The sequence below is a fragment of the Burkholderia sp. Ac-20353 genome (assembly GCF_017104785.1).
In the GTDB taxonomy this organism is placed as follows: Bacteria; Pseudomonadota; Gammaproteobacteria; order Burkholderiales; family Burkholderiaceae; genus Burkholderia.
Genome location: NZ_JAAGPL010000182.1, coordinates 1 through 17,542, shown reverse-complemented (window position 1 = coordinate 17,542; position 17,542 = coordinate 1). Strand labels below are relative to the sequence as shown.

Here is a 17,542-nt window from a genome sequence, read left to right as displayed (position 1 = left end):
CGACCGTCGAGGACTACGACGCGCTGTTGCCGTGGAAGATGCCCGCCGACCTGCGCTGAGTCGCCGCTGCCACACCTCGGAGTTCGACGCTACCACTCTGAGAGGCGTGAATTAATGACCGCGTACGCTTCAGTGCCCGTAGCTGCGAGAGCGGGTTTTTAGCCGTGCCCATCTGCGAGAGTGGTGGTTAAGAACAGTGCCCGTATCTACGAGAGTCGGTTTTTAGGCTGGGGAATCGTCACCAAAACCACGCCCAGCTTGGCAATCAGCCGGTGAGAAAAACAGAAAAGCGCCAACCGTTTCCGGGAGGCGCTTCTATGGGATTGCTGGCTGAGCTCTCAGCCGCACTCAGGATGCTCAGGCCGGGAAACTGGAGACCAACCAGCGGCGCATCACCAGCGCCTCCCAGCTACGGGCTTCAGTGTCTCGGAAGGTTTCCAAAAGGCGGGGTTTACGGTTGCGCTCTACGTAGTCACGGAGCAGCAGGAATTCACGGGAGCCGATGCGGAGGGATGCGGCGTCCTGGTCGATGCTGAGGGAGAAACAGCGGGTGCTGATGGTGATTCGGAACATTCGCTAACTCACTAAGTTATCGGCGCGCCCACTGCGCTGCCGTTACGAGAATATACCCCCAATGGGGTTATGCATCAACTAGCTTCTTGCTTGGGTGTTCGCCCAACTTCAGCAGGAGCAGTTCCCAAGCGGCCAGCGGCATTGCTCGGTGATCCCCGCTACCCTCGCTCGCGCTCCACTTGTGCCAAGCGTTGATGCTGACGTGGACCATGGCAGCGGCTTCGCTGCGGGTAACCCCGTGCTTCTGGATGATCTGGCGGATTTGCTCCGGTGTGGGCTGAGTAATTTCGGCCATGGCGCTCTGCGGTTTGCGTTGTAGAGCCGAAAGTTTACGCGCTAGGCTAAATCGCTGTCACGCGCTGCCGTCTCGATGAGTCGAATCAGATACACCGTCAACGTCTTCTGTCGCGATGAAGTCCAACTGCACCGTAGTTAACACCTCGGCATTCAATGACAATATGCATCCGAAGGCTCGTGATTGCTTCTTGCCTAGCTCGGCGTGCAGCTCTGTGCATCGACCAACATTAGCCGTCGCGTACCGCCTGCCCTTCAGAGATTTGATGTTCAGGTTCGCAATGAAGATACCGGACATTACGCCAGAAACCGCGACACTTATTGCAGCGCCAGAGTCACCCCGAACCGACGGCCATCCATTTTCGAAGACGGTGATCCCATGCTCGATCAGCCTCATGCAAACGTCAGCAATCTTGAATGCGTTCTCTGTGGCTTCCTCTAGTAATGCATTGGATTCGCGTGAATACGTGCTCTTATCGTGTGCCGTTTCGGCTTGGTCACGCGCCCTCCTCAATGCCACAACTTGATCGAACTCACGCGCGTCTTTCTCGAATAGCGTTCGCAAGGTGGGTTCGAACTGCGTTTGAATCTGATCTTGAATGTATTCGAGCCCAGGCCAGTGCTTTTGGCAGACTGGTTTCTCCAGGCTCTTGCGACAAACAGTTACTATCAGTTTGCAGGCCAATAGCCCCATTAGGGCCGCTGCGCTTCCCGACCCTGGGGAGGCGTTACCAGCGCCAAAGTCCTCTAATAGTTGCGTAGTCGGGCGCTCTAGAAGCCCGGTCAAAGTGGACTGGGACGCTTGGTTTTCCACGCTGGTCCTCTCGTATTGTTTGGACGCGGAAATGCAGCGCCGTGTCGCTGCCGCCTATGCTCCGAAAGCATGATATCGCAGCCCGTTCCCGATAATGAGTCCAGCGCATGCGAAGTTACCCTTGTAGCGGCTGCCTCAGATACTGATACAGCGTCTCGCGGCTAATCCCCAGGTCCCTCGCGATGGTAGCCTTAGCCTCCCCGCTGGCCGCCCGCTGGCGCAGCGTATTGACCTGCTCAGGGCTGAGCGATGGCTTACGGCCCTTGTACACCCCGTTAGCCTTGGCAATGGCGATGCCCTCACGCTGGCGCTCGCGAATCAATGACCGCTCGAACTGCGCGAAGGCGGCCAGCATGGTCATCATGAGTTCCTGCTGAGGGTTCCGCTTGTCCGCTGAGAAGGTCATCGCATCCTTCACGAACAGGACCGTAACGCCCCGCTCGGTCAGCTCACGGACCATCCTAAGCAGGTCCTCAGTGTTGCGCGCTAGGCGGTCCATGCTATGCACCATTAGCGTGTCCCCATCGCGCATGTAGTCCAGAGCCGCCTGGAGCTGGGGGCGCTCGGTGTCCTTCCCGCTCGCCTTGTCCGTGAATACCTTGTCCAGGTCCACGCCATCAAGCTGGCGTTCCGTGCTCTGGTCTACCGTGCTGACGCGGATATAACCGATGTGCTTCCCCTTGCTCATGACTCTTCCCCGTGGTCAATGTGTCAGGTTGAAGTCTATGACCCTGATTTCAGAGTGTCAAGAAATAACGTAAACCACCCTAATTTGACGCACCGTGGTCCACCACCTGACAGTCAAGCTGGGGTGTACCTAAAGTTGACACTCCGATTCGGCCTTGAGTCAGCGTGCGGGAGGCGGTAGGGTCAGAGCTTCATCAATACGAAAGCGGGGTAAGCATGAGCTTCTGGCCACAGAGCTTGGTGGATTGGGCGCAGGTTGCTTCGGCAATCGGCACTTGCGGTGCGGTCATCGTCTCCCTAATGCTGGCCAATCGGGGCATACAGACCAAGCTGGAGACATCATGCGAAGTCAGGCGAGGATTCGGAGCGCCCAGGCTGCACGTAAGGCTGCGGAACATTGGGCGCGATGCTGTCTACCTTGTAGCTGTGGGAGGGACAGCAGATGACGGCACAGAGCACTCTGAGCGGTTCGTAACGGATAGCGGACACCTGATCCTAGCGCCCGGGGAGCCAGATACCTTGGTGCTTGACAGACATCGAACCGTCACCCAGCCGCCTGAAGGGCTTCCGAAACAATGGACCCGCGCATGGTTGAAGGACATCAGCGGTAGGCGCTTCTACATCTCCAACTCTGCGGAGTGCCTTGCTGAGGTTTGGGGTGAGATGGATGAGGCCAACCGGCGCGGCCCACCCCGAACGACCAACCCGCATTAGCTCACGGCTGATGAGACGCGCGCCCGCATCAGGGTATCGCGCGGGCTACCTGATGCGCGTCAGAGGGGCTGCGCGTGACGATGCCCGCGCATGGAAACGGAGGGGGTACCGGGGGGAGTTTCGCGCCGGGACTCTATCAGATGCCATCTCGGAAATTTCCGGAATTTTATTTGGAGCCCCGTGAGAGCGCCGTACACTTACCCGTGAACTCTCGACAAAAAGGCTTCGTGAGTCCTGTCCGCTATCTCAATACGGTCCCAGAGGTCATCAAGAGCTCAATAACACCACCCGCCCTATCCCCGACCTGGCGCGCGCCCTGATTATCAGTTTACTCTCAGCGCTGCCTCAACAAACATCAGAACTTGCTTGGTGGCCCACTCTTCCGTGATCTGTTCTGGCTTAAAATCCGTACCATTCCGCGAACCGCTGTAGCCATCCCACGCGCTGCCGGAGCGTGCAGTGCTAATTTCGATGCTCACATTGACTACACCGCCATCACGATGCATAAATGTGAGCTTGGAAGCACCAACGTAGCCACTGTAATGTCGCGCCGAAGTCTTCGGTACAGGAGTAAACTTTAAAATAATGTGTGGGTACGCTTGGCCTCCCATTGTGTAGTCGAGCAGCTCGGCCTTGTGGCCCTTTTCATTTATCTCCGCAACAAACTTCTGAGCCACTGGAAGAATTACTGATCCCAGCAACTGACCAGACGCAACACGTTCTGCGCGTTCTCTCTCCTGCTTCTCTTCAGCAGCCCTCGCTTCAGCCGCCTTCTTTTCTTCATATTCACCAAAAATATCATCCAGACTTTTCATCCTTACCCCTACGCATCACGTTTTGGAAAAGTATCATACCAGCGCATTTTGAATTCGCGTAAGGTCGCTGTCTATATCCGCTTCCGAGAGGCTCACATAATGCTTATTCAGCACGTCCCCGCGTTTTGGAGCGTGGCCTAATATCCGCCTTAGAATCGCGTCTCCAATCCCCATCCGCGCCCCAGCACTAGCAACCAGCTTTCGCAGGTCATGCAGCGTAAAGGCAGGTGCTCCGGCCCGCTCAGCCATCTCCGTAACGTGATCCACTGACATCTCCCCGAACAGCCTTGAGCTCGATTCCAGCCCCTTATAGCGCCTCTCCAGTATCTCCCGCATCATCTCCGTTATTGGCAGCGTATGCGGCTTTCTACCCTTGGTCTCCGGGATTGTGAGGACCATTCCACCCAGGTCAACATCCTCGCGCTTAATCTCGCTCCCCTCGTTCTTGCGGAGCCCGGTCAGCAGCATTAGCTTCAAGTAGTCCCGCTGGAGTTCTGGCAACCTGCCTACCGCCTGATGCCACGCCGGTAGGTCCCCCTCAGTCAACTTCCGCGCCCTCGCCTCCGGACGCCCCGGTAACAGCCCAGCAGCCCCCAACCTGACAAACGGGCTCTCGATGGCCACCCCATAGACCGCCCCGAGGAAGCGCGTGATTGACCCGATAATGCCCCGCCCAAGGTCCACGAGGGCCGCCCCCTTGCTCTGCGCGAACTGGTGGCAGTGATCCCCGAAGGCAGACTCACGGAGAGCGGAGACCGGCCTATCAAGCCATTCCTGGAAATGGGTCTTCAGCAGTGACTCATACCGGGTCAAGCTAGACGGTCTCACCTTCTTCGCCTTCGCATATTCCCCGAGCGCCTGCCTCAGGGTCGGCAATTGGACCCGCGCCGTAGTCACCGAGTATTCCCCAGCACGGCACTTGCGGAGAATCGGAAGGGCTAACTCACGGGCCTGGGCAACGGTAATCAGCGGCCACCGCCCCAGCGTCACCCTGACCTGCTTTCCCCGAACACTGGTCGCCACACAGAAGGTCTGCGTCCGTCTCCCGATTCTGAGACATAGGCCGCACAAAACCTTGTCCCTCAAGATGGCCCCAGGCTTGCCCGCCTGCCTGCCTAGAAGCGCGTCCGAAAGCGTTACAATTGACATTTTCGTGGACAAAACTCGTACAAAATCGTGGGTCAAGCGCCCCGATTTCTGTCTTTTGTCCCGTCCCCGGATTCGTCCAGCGGTTGCTGCGCATGCCCCTCTCGGAGCGCTTGAGGCAACTCACGGGACAGCCGTAACCCACTGAATTTCCGAAGGATTCCATGAGCCTCAAATGCGGCATCGTCGGCTTGCCCAACGTCGGCAAGTCCACCCTGTTCAATGCGCTGACCAAGGCCGGCATCGCCGCCGAGAACTACCCGTTCTGCACGATCGAGCCGAACGTCGGCATCGTCGAAGTGCCTGACACGCGCCTGAAGGCGCTCGCCGAGATCATCAACCCCGAGCGCGTCGTGCCGGCCGTCGTCGAGTTCGTCGACATCGCGGGCCTCGTCGCGGGCGCGAGCAAGGGTGAAGGCCTCGGCAACCAGTTCCTCGCGAACATCCGCGAAACCGACGCGATCACGCACGTCGTGCGCTGCTTCGAGGACGACAACGTCATTCACGTCGCCGGCAAGGTGAGCCCGATCGACGACATCGAAGTGATCAACACCGAACTCGCGCTCGCCGACCTCGGCACCGTCGAGAAGGCGCTCACGCGCTACTCGAAGGCCGCGAAGTCGGGCAACGACAAGGAAGCGGTGCAGCTCGCCGCGGTGCTCGAGAAGGTGCGCGCGCATCTCGACCAGGGCAAGGCCGTGCGCGGCCTCGATCTGTCGGACGACGAGCAGGCATTGCTCAAGCCGTTCTGCCTGATCACCGCGAAGCCGGCGATGTACGTCGCGAACGTGAAGGACGACGGTTTCGAGAACAACCCGCACCTCGACGCGGTGCGCAAGTACGCGGAAAGCGAGAGTTCGCCGGTGGTCGCGGTGTGCGCGGCGATCGAAGCGGAAATCGCGGATCTCGACGATGCGGACAAGGAAGCGTTCCTCGCCGACATGGGCATGGCCGAGCCGGGTCTCGACCGCGTGATCCGCGCAGGCTTCAAGCTGCTCGGCCTGCAGACCTACTTCACCGCAGGCGTGAAGGAAGTGCGCGCGTGGACGATCCATATCGGCGACACGGCCCCGCAGGCAGCCGGCGTGATCCACACCGACTTCGAGCGCGGCTTCATCCGCGCGCAGACGATCGCGTTCGACGACTTCATCACGTACAAGGGTGAACAAGGCGCGAAGGAAGCCGGCAAGATGCGTGCGGAAGGGAAGGAATATGTCGTGCACGACGGCGACGTGATGAACTTCCTGTTCAACGTCTGACGATTTTTGCCGGGATCTGGCGGAGTTCTACGGAACTCCCTGACGCGAGACCGCACGTTCACCGATCAAGCCGGGTATCTACCCCGCCCACGAGCGCAGGAACGTCAAGCAGCATAACGCCGAAGCGGCGAAGGCCCGCAAGCGAGCATGCGACCGCATGGCAGCGTAGCTGCCGGCATCCATACTTCAAAGGAATATGCGTTGTCTCGCGCTGAACGCCTTTTGCAGTTGATGCAAGCCCTGCGCTGCCGACGCCACCCGGTACGCGGGGCCGAGCTTGCGCAAGAACTCGGTATCAGTGTGCGAACGCTGTACCGTGATATTGCGGCGCTTCAGGCACAGGGGGCACGTATCGACGGCGAGCCCGGTATCGGCTATGTCCTTCGCTCAGGATTCGTGCTGCCACCGCTGATGTTCTCGAACGATGAAATCGAGGCGCTCGTATTGGGCTCGCACTGGGTGTCTGATCGCGCCGATGCCCGACTGGCGGATGCCGCACGCAACGCGCTGGCCAAGATCGCGTCCGTCCTGCCTTCTGACTTACGCTTTGAACTGGACAGTTCGGCTCTGCTGGTCGGCCCGGGAGAGGTCGTTGCTCACGGCAACCAGGCACTGGATCAACTGCGCGCCGCGATCCGTGCCGAACACAAGCTCAGCATCCGATATTCCGATTCGCAGGAACGCGAGTCATCGCGAACCGTTTGGCCTTTTGCGCTCGGCTTCTTCGACCGGGTGCGCGTCCTGGTGGCGTGGTGCGAGCTGCGGGAGGAATTCAGGCACTTTCGCACGGATCGCCTCGTCGCGCTGACGGTGCTCGACGAGCGCTACCCGCGCCGACGGCTGGCCCTGCTTAAGGAATGGCGCGTGCGTGAAGGGATCGAAGAAGCATGACTACTGACACAATCTGACAGTGTCTGCTCCGAACATGGTGCTAACGGAACGACTTCAAATGCCTGAAAGTCGTTGCGGGAGCCACTCTTCAACCATGTCTGGAGCCCCTGATGTCGCATCCTGGTGTCGTCATTCTTTACGTTGCCAATCCCACTGCCAGCACGGCCTTCTACGCTCAATTGCTGGACCGGGAACCGGTCGAGTCGTCGCCGAACTTTGCGATGTTTGCACTGGACTCGGGCATCATGCTTGGACTCTGGTCGATGCATGCCGTCGAACCAAAGGCGACCATGACGGGCGGCGGTGGCGAGCTTGCATTCTCACTAGGCAACGACGCCGAAGTCGATGCGTGGCATGAGCGCTGTCGGGAACAACGCATGATGATCGAGCTGTCCCCGAAACGGATGGACTTCGGTTACACCTTCGTAGCGGCCGACCCGGACGGACACCGCCTGCGCGTGTTCGCGCCTAGCGAATCATGAGCCGGAACTGGATAGCCGTTGCGTCGCGAGAACATGTCCAACTCGGTCGCGCAGGTGGATTCATGCAGGTCTGCCATGGCAAGGCAGCGCCGCTCAGGCGCATTTGCTCCGGGGATTCGGTCGTCTATTACTCTCCGACCGATCGCTTTGGTGGCGGGGAACCGCTACAGGCGTTTACGGCGCTCGGCATAGTCCGGACCCGTGAACCTTATCAGGTCGTCATGGGGGACTTTCACCCATGGCGACGCGATGTGGACTGGCGGGAAACCTGCGACGTACCCATCGCTCGGCTTCTCGACGTGTTGGCGTTCTCAAGCGGCCGACGCAACTGGGGATACCCGTTCCGTTTCGGCTTGTTCGAGATTTCTGATCACGATTTGCGACTGATCGCGACGGCAATGGCCCCGAAGTAGTCGGCCGATGCCTCTAAGAAGCACGGCCGGGCCCGTTCCTCGCTTCAACCGCGAAAACCGCACCGGTCACCTGAAAACAAATGGCCAGATCGGCAAACGCCGATCTGGCCATTGTCTTTCCGGAGGACATTCCCCCGCCACGTCAACGGCGAGCACGCACGCTCGCCGCAGCACGGTCACTTCATCACGTCGCCGACACGCGCCGCCCCGCGATCGCCTGCGCGTCGCGGCTACGCTTGTTCAGCCACGACGCGAGCAGCACGATCAGCGCCAGCACGGCCGTCGCGCCGACTTCCATCCGGTGATCCTCACTCACGAGCATCACGGTCAGCGTGCCGCAGATGAACAGGATCACCAACCACGTAAGCCACGGGAACAGCCACATCCGCAGCGTCAGGTCCGCACCGGTCACCTCGAGCGTGCGGCGCATCCGCAGCTGCGAGATCGCGATCACGAGGTACACGAGCAGCGCGATCGCACCGGACGTCGCGAGCAGGAAGCCGAACACCTGCTCGGGCATCAGGTAGTTCGCGATCACCGTCACGAAACCGAACGCAGTCGACGCGAGCACTGCCGCGCGCGGCGTGCCGGTCGAATCCGTGCGATGCAGGAAGGCCGGCGCGTCCTTGCGCTTCGACAGCGAGAACAGCATCCGCGACGCCGTGTACAGCGCCGAGTTCAGGCAGCTCGCCACCGACACGAGCACGATCACGTCGATGATCGCCTTTGCATTCGGGACGCCGATCAGCTCCATCGCGCGCTGATACGAGCCGTGCTTCGGCAGCAGCGGGTCGTTCCACGGCACGATGGCCGCGACGATGAGGATCGAGCCGAGATAGAACAGCGTGATGCGCCAGATCACCGAATTGGTCGCGCGCACGATCTGGCGTTGCGGGTTGTCCGATTCGGCGGCCGCGATCGTCACGATCTCGGTGCCGAGGAACGAGAACATCGTCGTCAGCATCGCCGCGAGCACCGCGCCCGCGCCGTTCGGCATGAAGCCTTGGTGCGCAAACAGGTTCGACACGCCCGATACGGCCGGCGCGGGCACGATGCCGACGATGGCCGCGCCGCCGATGCACAGGAACACGACGATCGCGACGACCTTGATCAGCGCGAACCAGAATTCGAATTCACCGTAATTCTTCACGGAGAAGAGGTTGGTTATCGTCAGCAGCAGCGTGATGCCGAGCGCGAAGATCCAGGTCGCGACGCCAGGGAACCACGCATTGAGGATGGTCGCGGCGGCGGTCGCCTCGATCGGGATCACGAGCACCCAGAACCACCAGTACAACCAGCCGATCGAGAAGCCGGCCCAGTGGCCGATCGCGCGATCGGCATAGGTGGAGAACGAACCGCTGTCAGGATGGGCGACGGCCATCTCGCCGAGCATGCGCATCACCAGCACGACCAGCACGCCCGCGATCGCATACGCGAGTATCGATGCCGGGCCGGCTTCCGCGATCGCGTGGCCGGAGCCGACGAACAGGCCCGCGCCGATCACGCCTGCAATCGACATCATTGTCACGTGGCGCTGCTTCAGGCCGGTGCCGAGGCCTGTCTTACTACCATTCATGTGTCTCTCTCCAAAAAACGTTCCGGGTCGACCGGGTGTCGCGTGAAGGTGGCGTTGGGGATTGTCGTTCTCGAACCGGACGCGGCAGGACGTGCGTCGCACGTCGCTCTGGTGCCGGGTCCGCGGCCGCTCGGGCAGGCGCGCCATGCAGCTCTGCGAAACTGCGGGAGCGATGCGTTGCACGTGCGCACGCGCATCGCGGCGCCCTTTCCGTCGGCGTATTGGGGAACCACCTTCGAGCGAAGGAGTGTAAGCATCAAACGGTTCTTCACTAAGAACCAATTGATGAATTTCGATGGAACCACTTGTTGTATCGACGCGAATCGATACAACAATCGCGCCGTCCGGCAGCGCGTCACGCGTTGCCGCGCGCCATCTCGTCGCGCCACTTCGCGGGCACGATCGCCTGCCATTCTCGCAGAAGCAGGTTTTTCACGGCGTCAGGATGCGCGGCGGACAGGCGCATCAGCACGATCGGCCAGCCGGCGTAGTGATCGGTCACGTAATACACGTCGGGCTCGGATTCGATCAGCCATGCGCGCTCGTCGGAGCCGACGCCCTTCACGACGAGTGTGTCGCCGTCCTCGCGCAGCCGCGCGAGCAGCTTGCCCCGCACCTTGAGCGCGGGCGTGCCGTACGACGTGCCGTCCTCGACGCCGCGCCATGCGAGCGCAATCTGCCGAACGTCATCGAATGTCACGATTCCTCCTCGGGTGTCCGTCACGGAGTCACGGAGCCACGTATTCACGCTTCGGCCACCGTACCGGAAATCTCGCGAAACGCCTATCCGCCCGTCGCACGTACGATCACCGGCGCGCGCCCGCTCACTGCGACGATCGCGAACGCGATCGCGTTCGCGGCGGCGCTGGCGAGAATCGGCACCAGATAGCCGCCGCCCGCATCGTAGATGAAGCCCGCGGCAGCCGGCCCGATCAGCGTGCCGAACGCGATGCTCGTGTAGAGCACGCCGATGATCCCGCTCACGTTGCGGCCGCCGAAATAGTCCATCACGACGGCCGGCAGCACCGCGACCCAGCCGCCGTAGAACACGCCGAATACGAGCGCGAACGCGGCGAGTGCCGTGAAATCACCCGCACGGGCCCACGCGACGAGCGCCGCCGCCATGCCGGCGAACATCGCAAGCAGCGACGTGCGGCGGCCGACGCGATCGGCAAGGCCGCCGAGCAAGAACCGGCCCGCCGTGCTGCCAACGCCGATCGCGCCGAGCAGCAGCACGGCCGCCGCGGGTTTCACGCCGTGATCGAGCGCGTACGGCACGAGATGCACGAACGGCACGAACACGCCGAACGAGCATACGAGGCATGCCGCATAGAGGCTCGCGAACGGCCGCGATGTCACAGCCTCACGGACGGTCGCGCCGGCGGGTGCTCGTACGGCGCGCTCGCCTGCCGCCGGACTGCACGCGGTCGAAGGGTGTCCCGTCGGCGCATCGGCTGCCGGAAGTGTCGCAGCAGACGCACCGTTCGCCGAGTGGCCGACGCCCGGATGGCCACCACCCGGATGGCCGGCCCCCAGATCCCCATCCGGCAGAAGCCCGCGTCCGCGCGGATCGTTTTCGATCAGCAGCGACATCCCCGCGCCGAGCACGACCGCGAGCCCCGCCAGCGTCCAGTACGCGCCGCGCCAGCCGACGTGCGCGATCAGCGCGGACGCGAGCGGCGGCATCACGAGCGTGCCGACGCCGATGCCCGCGACCGCGAGCCCCGACGCAAAGCCGCGCCGCCGCACGAACCAGCGCTGCACCGCGCCGACGGCGGGCACGTACGCGCAGCCGACACCGAACCCGACACCGAGCCCGTATGCGGCATAGACCTGCAGCAGCGAATGCGCGGCCCCGGCGGCCGCGAGCCCGGCGGCCGTCAGCAGCATCCCGGTGACCGCGAGCCGCCGCGAGCCGAAACGGTCGGCGAGCGGCCCACTTACGATCCCGAAGCCGAAATACAGGAAGCCGGCGAACGAGAACACGAGCGAGATCTGGCCCCGGGACGCGGCGAAGTCCCGCTGCAGCGATTCGACGAAGGCGCTGAACGCGTACGCACTGCCGAAACCGACGAACGTCACGGCGAATGCGGCGGCGACCACGTACCAGCCATAGAAATGGCGCGACGCGCCCGGGCGGTTCATGACGATGCTCCTCTCAGGTCCGTTCCGGCGCGGCAAAAGGCGGCATCCGGATTGCCTCATGGATATAGTTGAACTATGTTGATCGCATCGGCGGCCGACAGACAGCCGCCGCCATGCAACCCTGTGCAACAACGTTACTCGCACGGGGATGCCGTCTCAAACGATATTTCGTCGGCTTTTCACTTTAGAAAAACTAAATGAACCGTTCCCGCCTGCCGCCGCTCAACGCGCTGCGCGCGTTCGAGGCGGCCGCCCGCCACCTGTCGGTGAAATCCGCGGCCGAGGAGCTGTCGGTCACGCCCGGCGCGGTGAGCCAGATGATCCGCACGCTCGAGACGCACCTCGGCGTGCAGTTGTTCGAGCGCGTGAATCGCGGGATCCTGCTCACCGCCGCGGGCCGCGACTACCTGCCACCGGTGCGCAACGCGTTCCGGCAGATCGCCGACGCGTCGCAGCGCGTGTCGGGCGCCGCCGACAGCGGCGTACTGACGGTGAGCGTCACGCCGTTCTTCGCATCCGCGTGGCTCGTGCCGCGCCTCGCGCAGTTCCGGCACGCGTGCCCGGACCTCGACCTGCAGGTCGTCACGGGTCATGCGCTCGCCGACTTCGCGCGCGACGGCGTCGACGTCGCGATCCGCCACGGCCTCGGGCGCTATGTCGGGCTGTGCAGCGAACGGCTGCTGACTGTCGAGATCGTCGCGCTCGCGGCACCCGCGCTCGTCGAGCAGCTCGGCATGCCGGCGACGCCCGCCGATCTCGTGTCGTGGCCGCACCTGCACGACGCCGAGCGCAAGGGCTGGCACATCTGGTTCGACGCGCAGCGAATCGACGATTTCGGCCCGCCGCGCGGCCCCGCGTTCGACGACGCGGGCCTGCTGCTGCAGGCGATCCTCGCCGGCCAGGGCGCGGGCTTGCTGCCCGCCGCGATGGTGCGCGCCGAGCTCGCGAGCGGACGGCTCGTGCAGCTCGCGGACGTCGCATGGCTCGACGATTTCGCGTACTACCTCGTCTATCCGCCGCACCATGCGGAGCGGCCGAAGGTCGCCGCGTTCCGCCGCTGGATCCTCGATGCGGCCCGCGCCGAAGGGGCCGCGGACATGTCGAACACGGCCTCGCCCGCGCATCGATAGCGGCGCCTCGACTCGAGCGGTGGCGCGCCGCCGGTCACGCCGCATCAGCTACCATGCGGGCTCGCGGCCCGCCGCCGTCGCGCGCCCGATACCAACAACCGAGAGAGACGATGTCCTTGCCCGCCTTGCGCATCACACGGACCACGCGCACCAGGCGCACCAGGCGCGTCGCGCGACTGTCGATCGCGCTGCTGATCGCGTGTGCCGCCGTCGCCCCGCACCACGCGTTCGCCTATCGCGCGCCACAGACCTACGGCAACGAAGCCGACCTCGACCGTCACGACACGTACCGGAACCGCGACGGCGATACTGTGCATGCGCCGGCCCGCTCGAAATCGGGCCGCGCGCCCGAAGGTGCGAGCGCACGCTGCCGCGACGGCACGTACAGTTTCAGCCGCCATCGGCGCGGCACCTGCTCTGGGCACGGCGGCGTCGCCGCCTGGCTCTGACCCGCGGAACGACCGCGCCGCGCCAGCGCCGGCCGGCGGCGCAGTACAATAGCCGCTCTCGCCGCCGACACGCGGCGACACCGCCGCGCATCACGCGGCACGCTCCGTACCGAATCACCCGACGCCGCCCCGCCAGCGCGCTGCGCGGCCGTCTCAACTTCTGACTTTCACACCCAAATGGCCCAATACGTTTTCACGATGAACCGGGTCGGCAAGATCGTGCCGCCCAAGCGCCAGATCCTGAAGGACATCTCGCTGTCGTTCTTCCCCGGCGCGAAGATCGGCGTGCTCGGCCTGAACGGCTCGGGCAAGTCGACGCTGATCCGCATCATGGCGGGCGTCGACAAGGACATCGAAGGCGAAGCGACGCCGATGCCGAACCTGAACATCGGCTACCTGCCGCAGGAGCCGCAGCTCGACCCGACGAAGACCGTGCGCGAAGCGGTCGAGGAAGGCCTCGGCGACCTGTTCCAGGCCAACAAGAAGCTCGACGAGATCTACGCCGCGTATGCGGAGCCGGACGCCGACTTCGACGCGCTCGCGGCCGAGCAGGCGAAGTACGAGGCGATCCTTGCGTCGAGCGACGGCGGCAGCCCCGAGCAGCAGCTCGAAGTGGCCGCCGACGCGCTGCGCCTGCCGCCGTGGGACGCGAAGATCGAACACCTGTCGGGCGGTGAAAAGCGCCGCGTCGCGCTGTGCAAGCTGCTGCTCGAAAAGCCCGACATGCTGCTGCTCGACGAACCGACCAACCACCTCGACGCCGAATCGGTCGACTGGCTCGAGCAGTTCCTGGTGCGCTTCCCGGGCACCGTCGTCGCAGTCACGCACGATCGCTACTTCCTCGACAACGCGGCCGAGTGGATTCTCGAGCTCGACCGCGGCCACGGCATTCCGTGGAAGGGCAACTACAGCAGCTGGCTCGACCAGAAGGAAGACCGCCTGAAGCAGGAAGAAGCGTCGGAATCGGCGCGCCAGAAGGCGATCAAGAAGGAACTGGAGTGGGTGCGCCAGAACCCGAAGGGCCGCCAGGCGAAGTCGAAGGCGCGTATCGCACGCTTCGAGGAGCTGAACAGCCAGGAATACCAGAAGCGCAACGAGACGCAGGAAATCTTCATTCCGGTCGGCGACCGTCTCGGCAATGAAGTGATCGAGTTCAAGAACGTCAGCAAGGCATACGGCGACCGCCTGCTGATCGACAACCTGAACTTCAAGATTCCCGCGGGCGCGATCGTCGGCATCATCGGCCCGAACGGCGCCGGCAAATCGACGCTGTTCCGGATGCTGACGGGCAAGGAGCAACCGGATTCGGGTGAGATCGTGAAGGGCCCGACGGTGAAGCTCGCGTACGTCGACCAGAGCCGCGACGCGCTCGACGGCTCGAAGACGGTGTTCGAGGAAATCTCGGGCGGCGCCGACATTCTGACAGTCGGCAAGTACGAAACGCCGTCGCGCGCGTACATCGGCCGCTTCAACTTCAAGGGCGGCGACCAGCAGAAGGTCGTCGGCAACCTGTCGGGCGGCGAACGCGGCCGCCTGCACCTCGCGAAAACGCTGATCGCCGGCGGCAACCTGCTGCTGCTCGACGAACCGTCGAACGACCTCGACGTCGAAACGCTGCGCGCGCTCGAAGATGCGCTGCTCGAGTTCGCCGGCTCGGTGATGGTGATCTCGCACGATCGCTGGTTCCTCGACCGGATCGCGACGCACATCCTGTCGTTCGAAGGCGATTCGCAGGTCACGTTCTTCGACGGCAACTACCAGGAGTACGAAGCCGACAAGCGCGCACGCCTCGGCGAGGAAGCCGCGAAGCCGCATCGCCTGCGCTACAAGCCGATCAGCCGCTGAACGAAAAAGCGGGCCGCTGGCCCGCTTCAGATTGCTGACGAACCCCTCGTTTTTCGGAACGAGGGGTTTTGTCTTTCAGGCGAAGGTAAATCTCGCGCGCGCATCGGGGCGCCGGCCCGCCGCCTACGCGAGCGCGCCCAGCTCGCGCAGCCGCGCCTCGGTGGCCGCGCCGCTCGTGTGGTGAATCCCGTGCCAGCCTAGCGCCGTCGCGGCGGCGGCGTTCTTCGCATTGTCGTCGATGAACACGAGTTCGTGCGGCGCGATGCCCGGCAGATGCGGTTCGATGCGCGCATGCATCTCGCGATAGATCGCCGGATCGGGCTTCACCAGCTTTGCGCGGCCCGACACGACGATGTCGCGAAAGCGCCGCAGCACCGGAAATCGATCCCACGCATACGGAAACGTCTGCGCCGACCAGTTCGTGAGCCCGAAGATCGGCATCCGCTGCGCGTCGAGCCGGTCGACGAGCGCCTCGCCGTCCGCGAGCACGCCGCCGATCATCTCGTGCCAGCGCGCGTAGAACGCGCGAATCAGCGCGTCGTGTTCCGGAAACTTCGCGACGAGTTCGGCCGTGCCTTCCTCGATCGTCTGCCCGCCGTCCTGCTTGATCACCCAGTCCATCCCGCACACGTGCGTCAGGAACCGGCGGCGCTCGGCCTCGTCGGGAATCAGCTTGCTGTACAGATAGTCGGGGCTCCAGTCGATCAGCACCCCGCCGAAATCGAACACGACGGCCTTGATCGTCACGCAAACTCCGTTGAGAGAACGTCGTCGAGCCGGTATGCGGGCACCGCCCGCTGCACGAGCCCGCGCTGCATGTCGATCACCAATACCGCCGTGTCCGCCATCTTTCGCCCTCGATGTGATTGTCGTTCGAACGCCAACCGCGCGCGCCGCATCAGATCGGCTGCGTGCGCGCGTCCAGCCACGCCTTCGCATCGCCGCTCACGTGCCGGCCGACGCGCTCGCGTACCGTCGCGTGATACGCGTTCAGCCACGCGCGCTCTTCCTCGTGCAGCATCTCGACCAGCACGCAGCGCGTATCGATCGGGCACAGCGTGAGCGTCTCGAACGCGAGGAAGTCGCCGAACTCGGTCTGGCCGGCGGCCCGGTTGACGACCAGATTCTCGATCCGGACGCCCCACTTCCCGGCCCGGTACACGCCCGGCTCGATCGACGTGATCATCCCCTCTTCCATCGCGGTGTACGGCTCGGCCGGCGCGTAGTGCGAAATCACCTGCGGACCTTCGTGCACGTTCAGGAAATAGCCGACGCCGTGGCCGGTGCCGTGGCCGTAGTCGAGCCCGGCCGACCACATCGGCGCGCGCGCGATCGCGTCGAGCATCGGCGAGCGGATGCCGCGCGGAAAGCGTGTGCGCGACAGCGCCATCATCGACTTCAGCACGATCGTGAAGTCGCGCCGCTGCAGGTCGCTGACCGTGCCGACCGGCACGACGCGGGTAATGTCGGTCGTGCCGCTCACGTACTGGCCGCCGGAATCGATCAGCAGCAGGCCGTCGCCGGCGATCGCCGCATGCGATTCGGCCGTCGCGCGGTAATGCGGCATCGCGCCGTTTGCGTTGAAGCCGGCGATCGTCGCGAAGCTCGGCGACACGTAGCCGGGACGCCGAGCGCGCGCGGCAGTGAGCTTTTCGTCGATCGTCAGCTCGGTGATCGGCTCGCGGTTCACCGCCTGCTCGAACCACGCGAAGAATTCAGCGAGCGCCGCGCCATCGTGCTCCATCGTCACGCGCACATGCTCGATCTCGGCGGGCGTCTTGCGCGATTTCGCGAACGTCGACGGATTGACGGCCTCGATCAGCTTCACGCCGGACGGCACGGCCTCGAGCGTGCCGTAGGTCACGCGGCGCGGATCGATCAGCAGCGTCGCGCCGTCGGGCAATGCGGCGAGCGCCGCGCGCGCGGCGTCGTATGGCCGCACGTCGACGCCGTCCTGCGCGAGCGACGCGGCGAGCGCGGGCGGCACCTTGCCGTCGGCGACGAACAGCGTCGCGCGATCGGCGCCGATCATTGCGTGCGCAACGAATACCGGGTTGAAATTGACGTCTGCGCCGCGCAGGTTGAACAGCCACGCGAGATCGTCGAGCGTCGACACGAAATGCCATTGCGCGCCGTGCGCGTGCATCGCGCGTCGCACCTCGGCGAGCTTGCTCGCACGCGTCGAATCGGCTTGCGGCGCCGTGTGCTCGAACACGGCGTCGCCGGGCAGCCCCGGCCGCTCGGGCCAGATTGCATCAAGCAGGTCGAGATCGGTGCGCAGCGCGATGCCGCGCGCGGTCAGCGCGGCC

Annotated in this window: 18 protein-coding genes and 1 pseudogene; 7 read left to right on the top strand and 12 right to left on the bottom strand. The window is 63.8% G+C overall.

Going from position 1 to position 17,542, the window contains the following annotated elements; all coding sequences use genetic code 11:
- Nucleotides 1-357: 357 nt before the first annotated feature.
- From G3N94_RS32555 to G3N94_RS32530, 6 genes are all read right to left on the bottom strand, one after another.
- Nucleotides 358-573: a hypothetical protein gene (locus G3N94_RS32555; RefSeq protein WP_205797657.1), complete on the bottom strand. Its 216-nt coding sequence runs from the start codon at nt 571-573 to the stop codon at nt 358-360.
- Between the two features lie 67 nt (nt 574-640).
- The gene (locus G3N94_RS32550; RefSeq protein ID WP_205797655.1) at nt 641-868 is read right to left on the bottom strand and encodes a transcriptional regulator; all 228 of its coding nucleotides are present in this window, start codon (nt 866-868) and stop codon (nt 641-643) included.
- A 57-nt stretch (nt 869-925) separates the two neighbouring features.
- The gene (locus G3N94_RS32545; protein WP_205797653.1) at nt 926-1,681 is read right to left on the bottom strand and encodes a cyclodeaminase/cyclohydrolase family protein; all 756 of its coding nucleotides are present in this window, start codon (nt 1,679-1,681) and stop codon (nt 926-928) included.
- 115 nt (nt 1,682-1,796) lie between these two features.
- The gene (locus G3N94_RS32540) at nt 1,797-2,369 is read right to left on the bottom strand and encodes a recombinase family protein (protein WP_205797651.1); all 573 of its coding nucleotides are present in this window, start codon (nt 2,367-2,369) and stop codon (nt 1,797-1,799) included.
- Nucleotides 2,370-3,405: 1,036 nt separating this feature from the next.
- Nucleotides 3,406-3,897 carry a hypothetical protein gene (locus tag G3N94_RS32535; RefSeq protein ID WP_205797649.1) on the bottom strand — a complete coding sequence of 164 codons (492 nt, stop codon included), beginning with the start codon at nt 3,895-3,897 and terminating at the stop codon, nt 3,406-3,408.
- A gap of 33 nt (nt 3,898-3,930) precedes the next feature.
- Nucleotides 3,931-5,046, bottom strand: coding sequence for an integrase family protein (locus tag G3N94_RS32530; protein ID WP_205797647.1), 1,116 nt, complete (start codon nt 5,044-5,046; stop codon nt 3,931-3,933).
- A gap of 161 nt (nt 5,047-5,207) precedes the next feature.
- Here G3N94_RS32530 and ychF point away from each other — a divergent pair, with 161 nt between their 5' ends.
- The 4 genes from ychF (at nt 5,208) to G3N94_RS32510 (ending at nt 8,088) form a co-directional block, all read left to right on the top strand.
- Complete coding sequence (gene ychF / locus G3N94_RS32525) at nt 5,208-6,302, top strand: redox-regulated ATPase YchF (RefSeq protein WP_205797645.1); 1,095 nt, start codon at nt 5,208-5,210, stop codon at nt 6,300-6,302.
- 201 nt (nt 6,303-6,503) lie between these two features.
- On the top strand, nt 6,504-7,193 hold the full coding sequence (locus G3N94_RS32520; protein WP_205797661.1) for a YafY family protein: 690 nt from the start codon (nt 6,504-6,506) through the stop codon (nt 7,191-7,193).
- Between the two features lie 110 nt (nt 7,194-7,303).
- The gene (locus G3N94_RS32515) at nt 7,304-7,675 is read left to right on the top strand and encodes a VOC family protein (protein ID WP_205797643.1); all 372 of its coding nucleotides are present in this window, start codon (nt 7,304-7,306) and stop codon (nt 7,673-7,675) included.
- Nucleotides 7,672-8,088: an EVE domain-containing protein gene (locus G3N94_RS32510; RefSeq protein ID WP_241022189.1), complete on the top strand. Its 417-nt coding sequence runs from the start codon at nt 7,672-7,674 to the stop codon at nt 8,086-8,088. The genes G3N94_RS32515 and G3N94_RS32510 overlap by 4 nt, the downstream gene beginning before the upstream one ends.
- Before the next feature lie 184 nt (nt 8,089-8,272).
- Here the strand turns inward: G3N94_RS32510 and gabP are convergent, their stop codons facing one another.
- From gabP to G3N94_RS32495, 3 genes are all read right to left on the bottom strand, one after another.
- Nucleotides 8,273-9,664, bottom strand: a complete 1,392-nt coding sequence (gene gabP / locus G3N94_RS32505; protein WP_205797641.1) for a GABA permease — start codon at nt 9,662-9,664, stop codon at nt 8,273-8,275.
- Between the two features lie 355 nt (nt 9,665-10,019).
- The gene (locus G3N94_RS32500; RefSeq protein ID WP_205797639.1) at nt 10,020-10,364 is read right to left on the bottom strand and encodes an MmcQ/YjbR family DNA-binding protein; all 345 of its coding nucleotides are present in this window, start codon (nt 10,362-10,364) and stop codon (nt 10,020-10,022) included.
- An 83-nt stretch (nt 10,365-10,447) separates the two neighbouring features.
- On the bottom strand, nt 10,448-11,809 hold the full coding sequence (locus G3N94_RS32495) for an MFS transporter (RefSeq protein WP_205797636.1): 1,362 nt from the start codon (nt 11,807-11,809) through the stop codon (nt 10,448-10,450).
- A gap of 197 nt (nt 11,810-12,006) precedes the next feature.
- Here G3N94_RS32495 and gcvA point away from each other — a divergent pair, with 197 nt between their 5' ends.
- The 3 genes from gcvA to ettA all read left to right on the top strand — a co-directional run bounded on the left by gcvA (nt 12,007) and on the right by ettA (nt 15,233).
- Nucleotides 12,007-12,939, top strand: coding sequence for a transcriptional regulator GcvA (gene gcvA / locus G3N94_RS32490; RefSeq protein WP_205797634.1), 933 nt, complete (start codon nt 12,007-12,009; stop codon nt 12,937-12,939).
- Nucleotides 12,940-13,049: 110 nt separating this feature from the next.
- Entirely contained in the window at nt 13,050-13,388 is a 339-nt protein-coding gene (locus G3N94_RS32485) for a DUF3761 domain-containing protein (protein ID WP_205797632.1), read from the top strand.
- Between the two features lie 177 nt (nt 13,389-13,565).
- Complete coding sequence (ettA, locus tag G3N94_RS32480) at nt 13,566-15,233, top strand: energy-dependent translational throttle protein EttA (RefSeq protein ID WP_205797630.1); 1,668 nt, start codon at nt 13,566-13,568, stop codon at nt 15,231-15,233.
- A gap of 123 nt (nt 15,234-15,356) precedes the next feature.
- Here ettA and G3N94_RS32475 read toward each other — a convergent pair whose 3' ends face one another.
- From G3N94_RS32475 to G3N94_RS32465, 3 genes and pseudogenes are all read right to left on the bottom strand, one after another.
- Nucleotides 15,357-15,980, bottom strand: coding sequence for an HAD-IA family hydrolase (locus G3N94_RS32475; RefSeq protein ID WP_205797628.1), 624 nt, complete (start codon nt 15,978-15,980; stop codon nt 15,357-15,359).
- 11 nt (nt 15,981-15,991) lie between these two features.
- A pseudogene (locus tag G3N94_RS32470) lies at nt 15,992-16,081 on the bottom strand (cysteine hydrolase); the annotation flags it as partial.
- Nucleotides 16,082-16,131: 50 nt separating this feature from the next.
- Nucleotides 16,132-17,542, bottom strand: a 1,411-nt coding sequence (locus G3N94_RS32465; RefSeq protein WP_205797626.1) for an aminopeptidase family protein P, incomplete at its 5' end; no start/stop codon positions are given.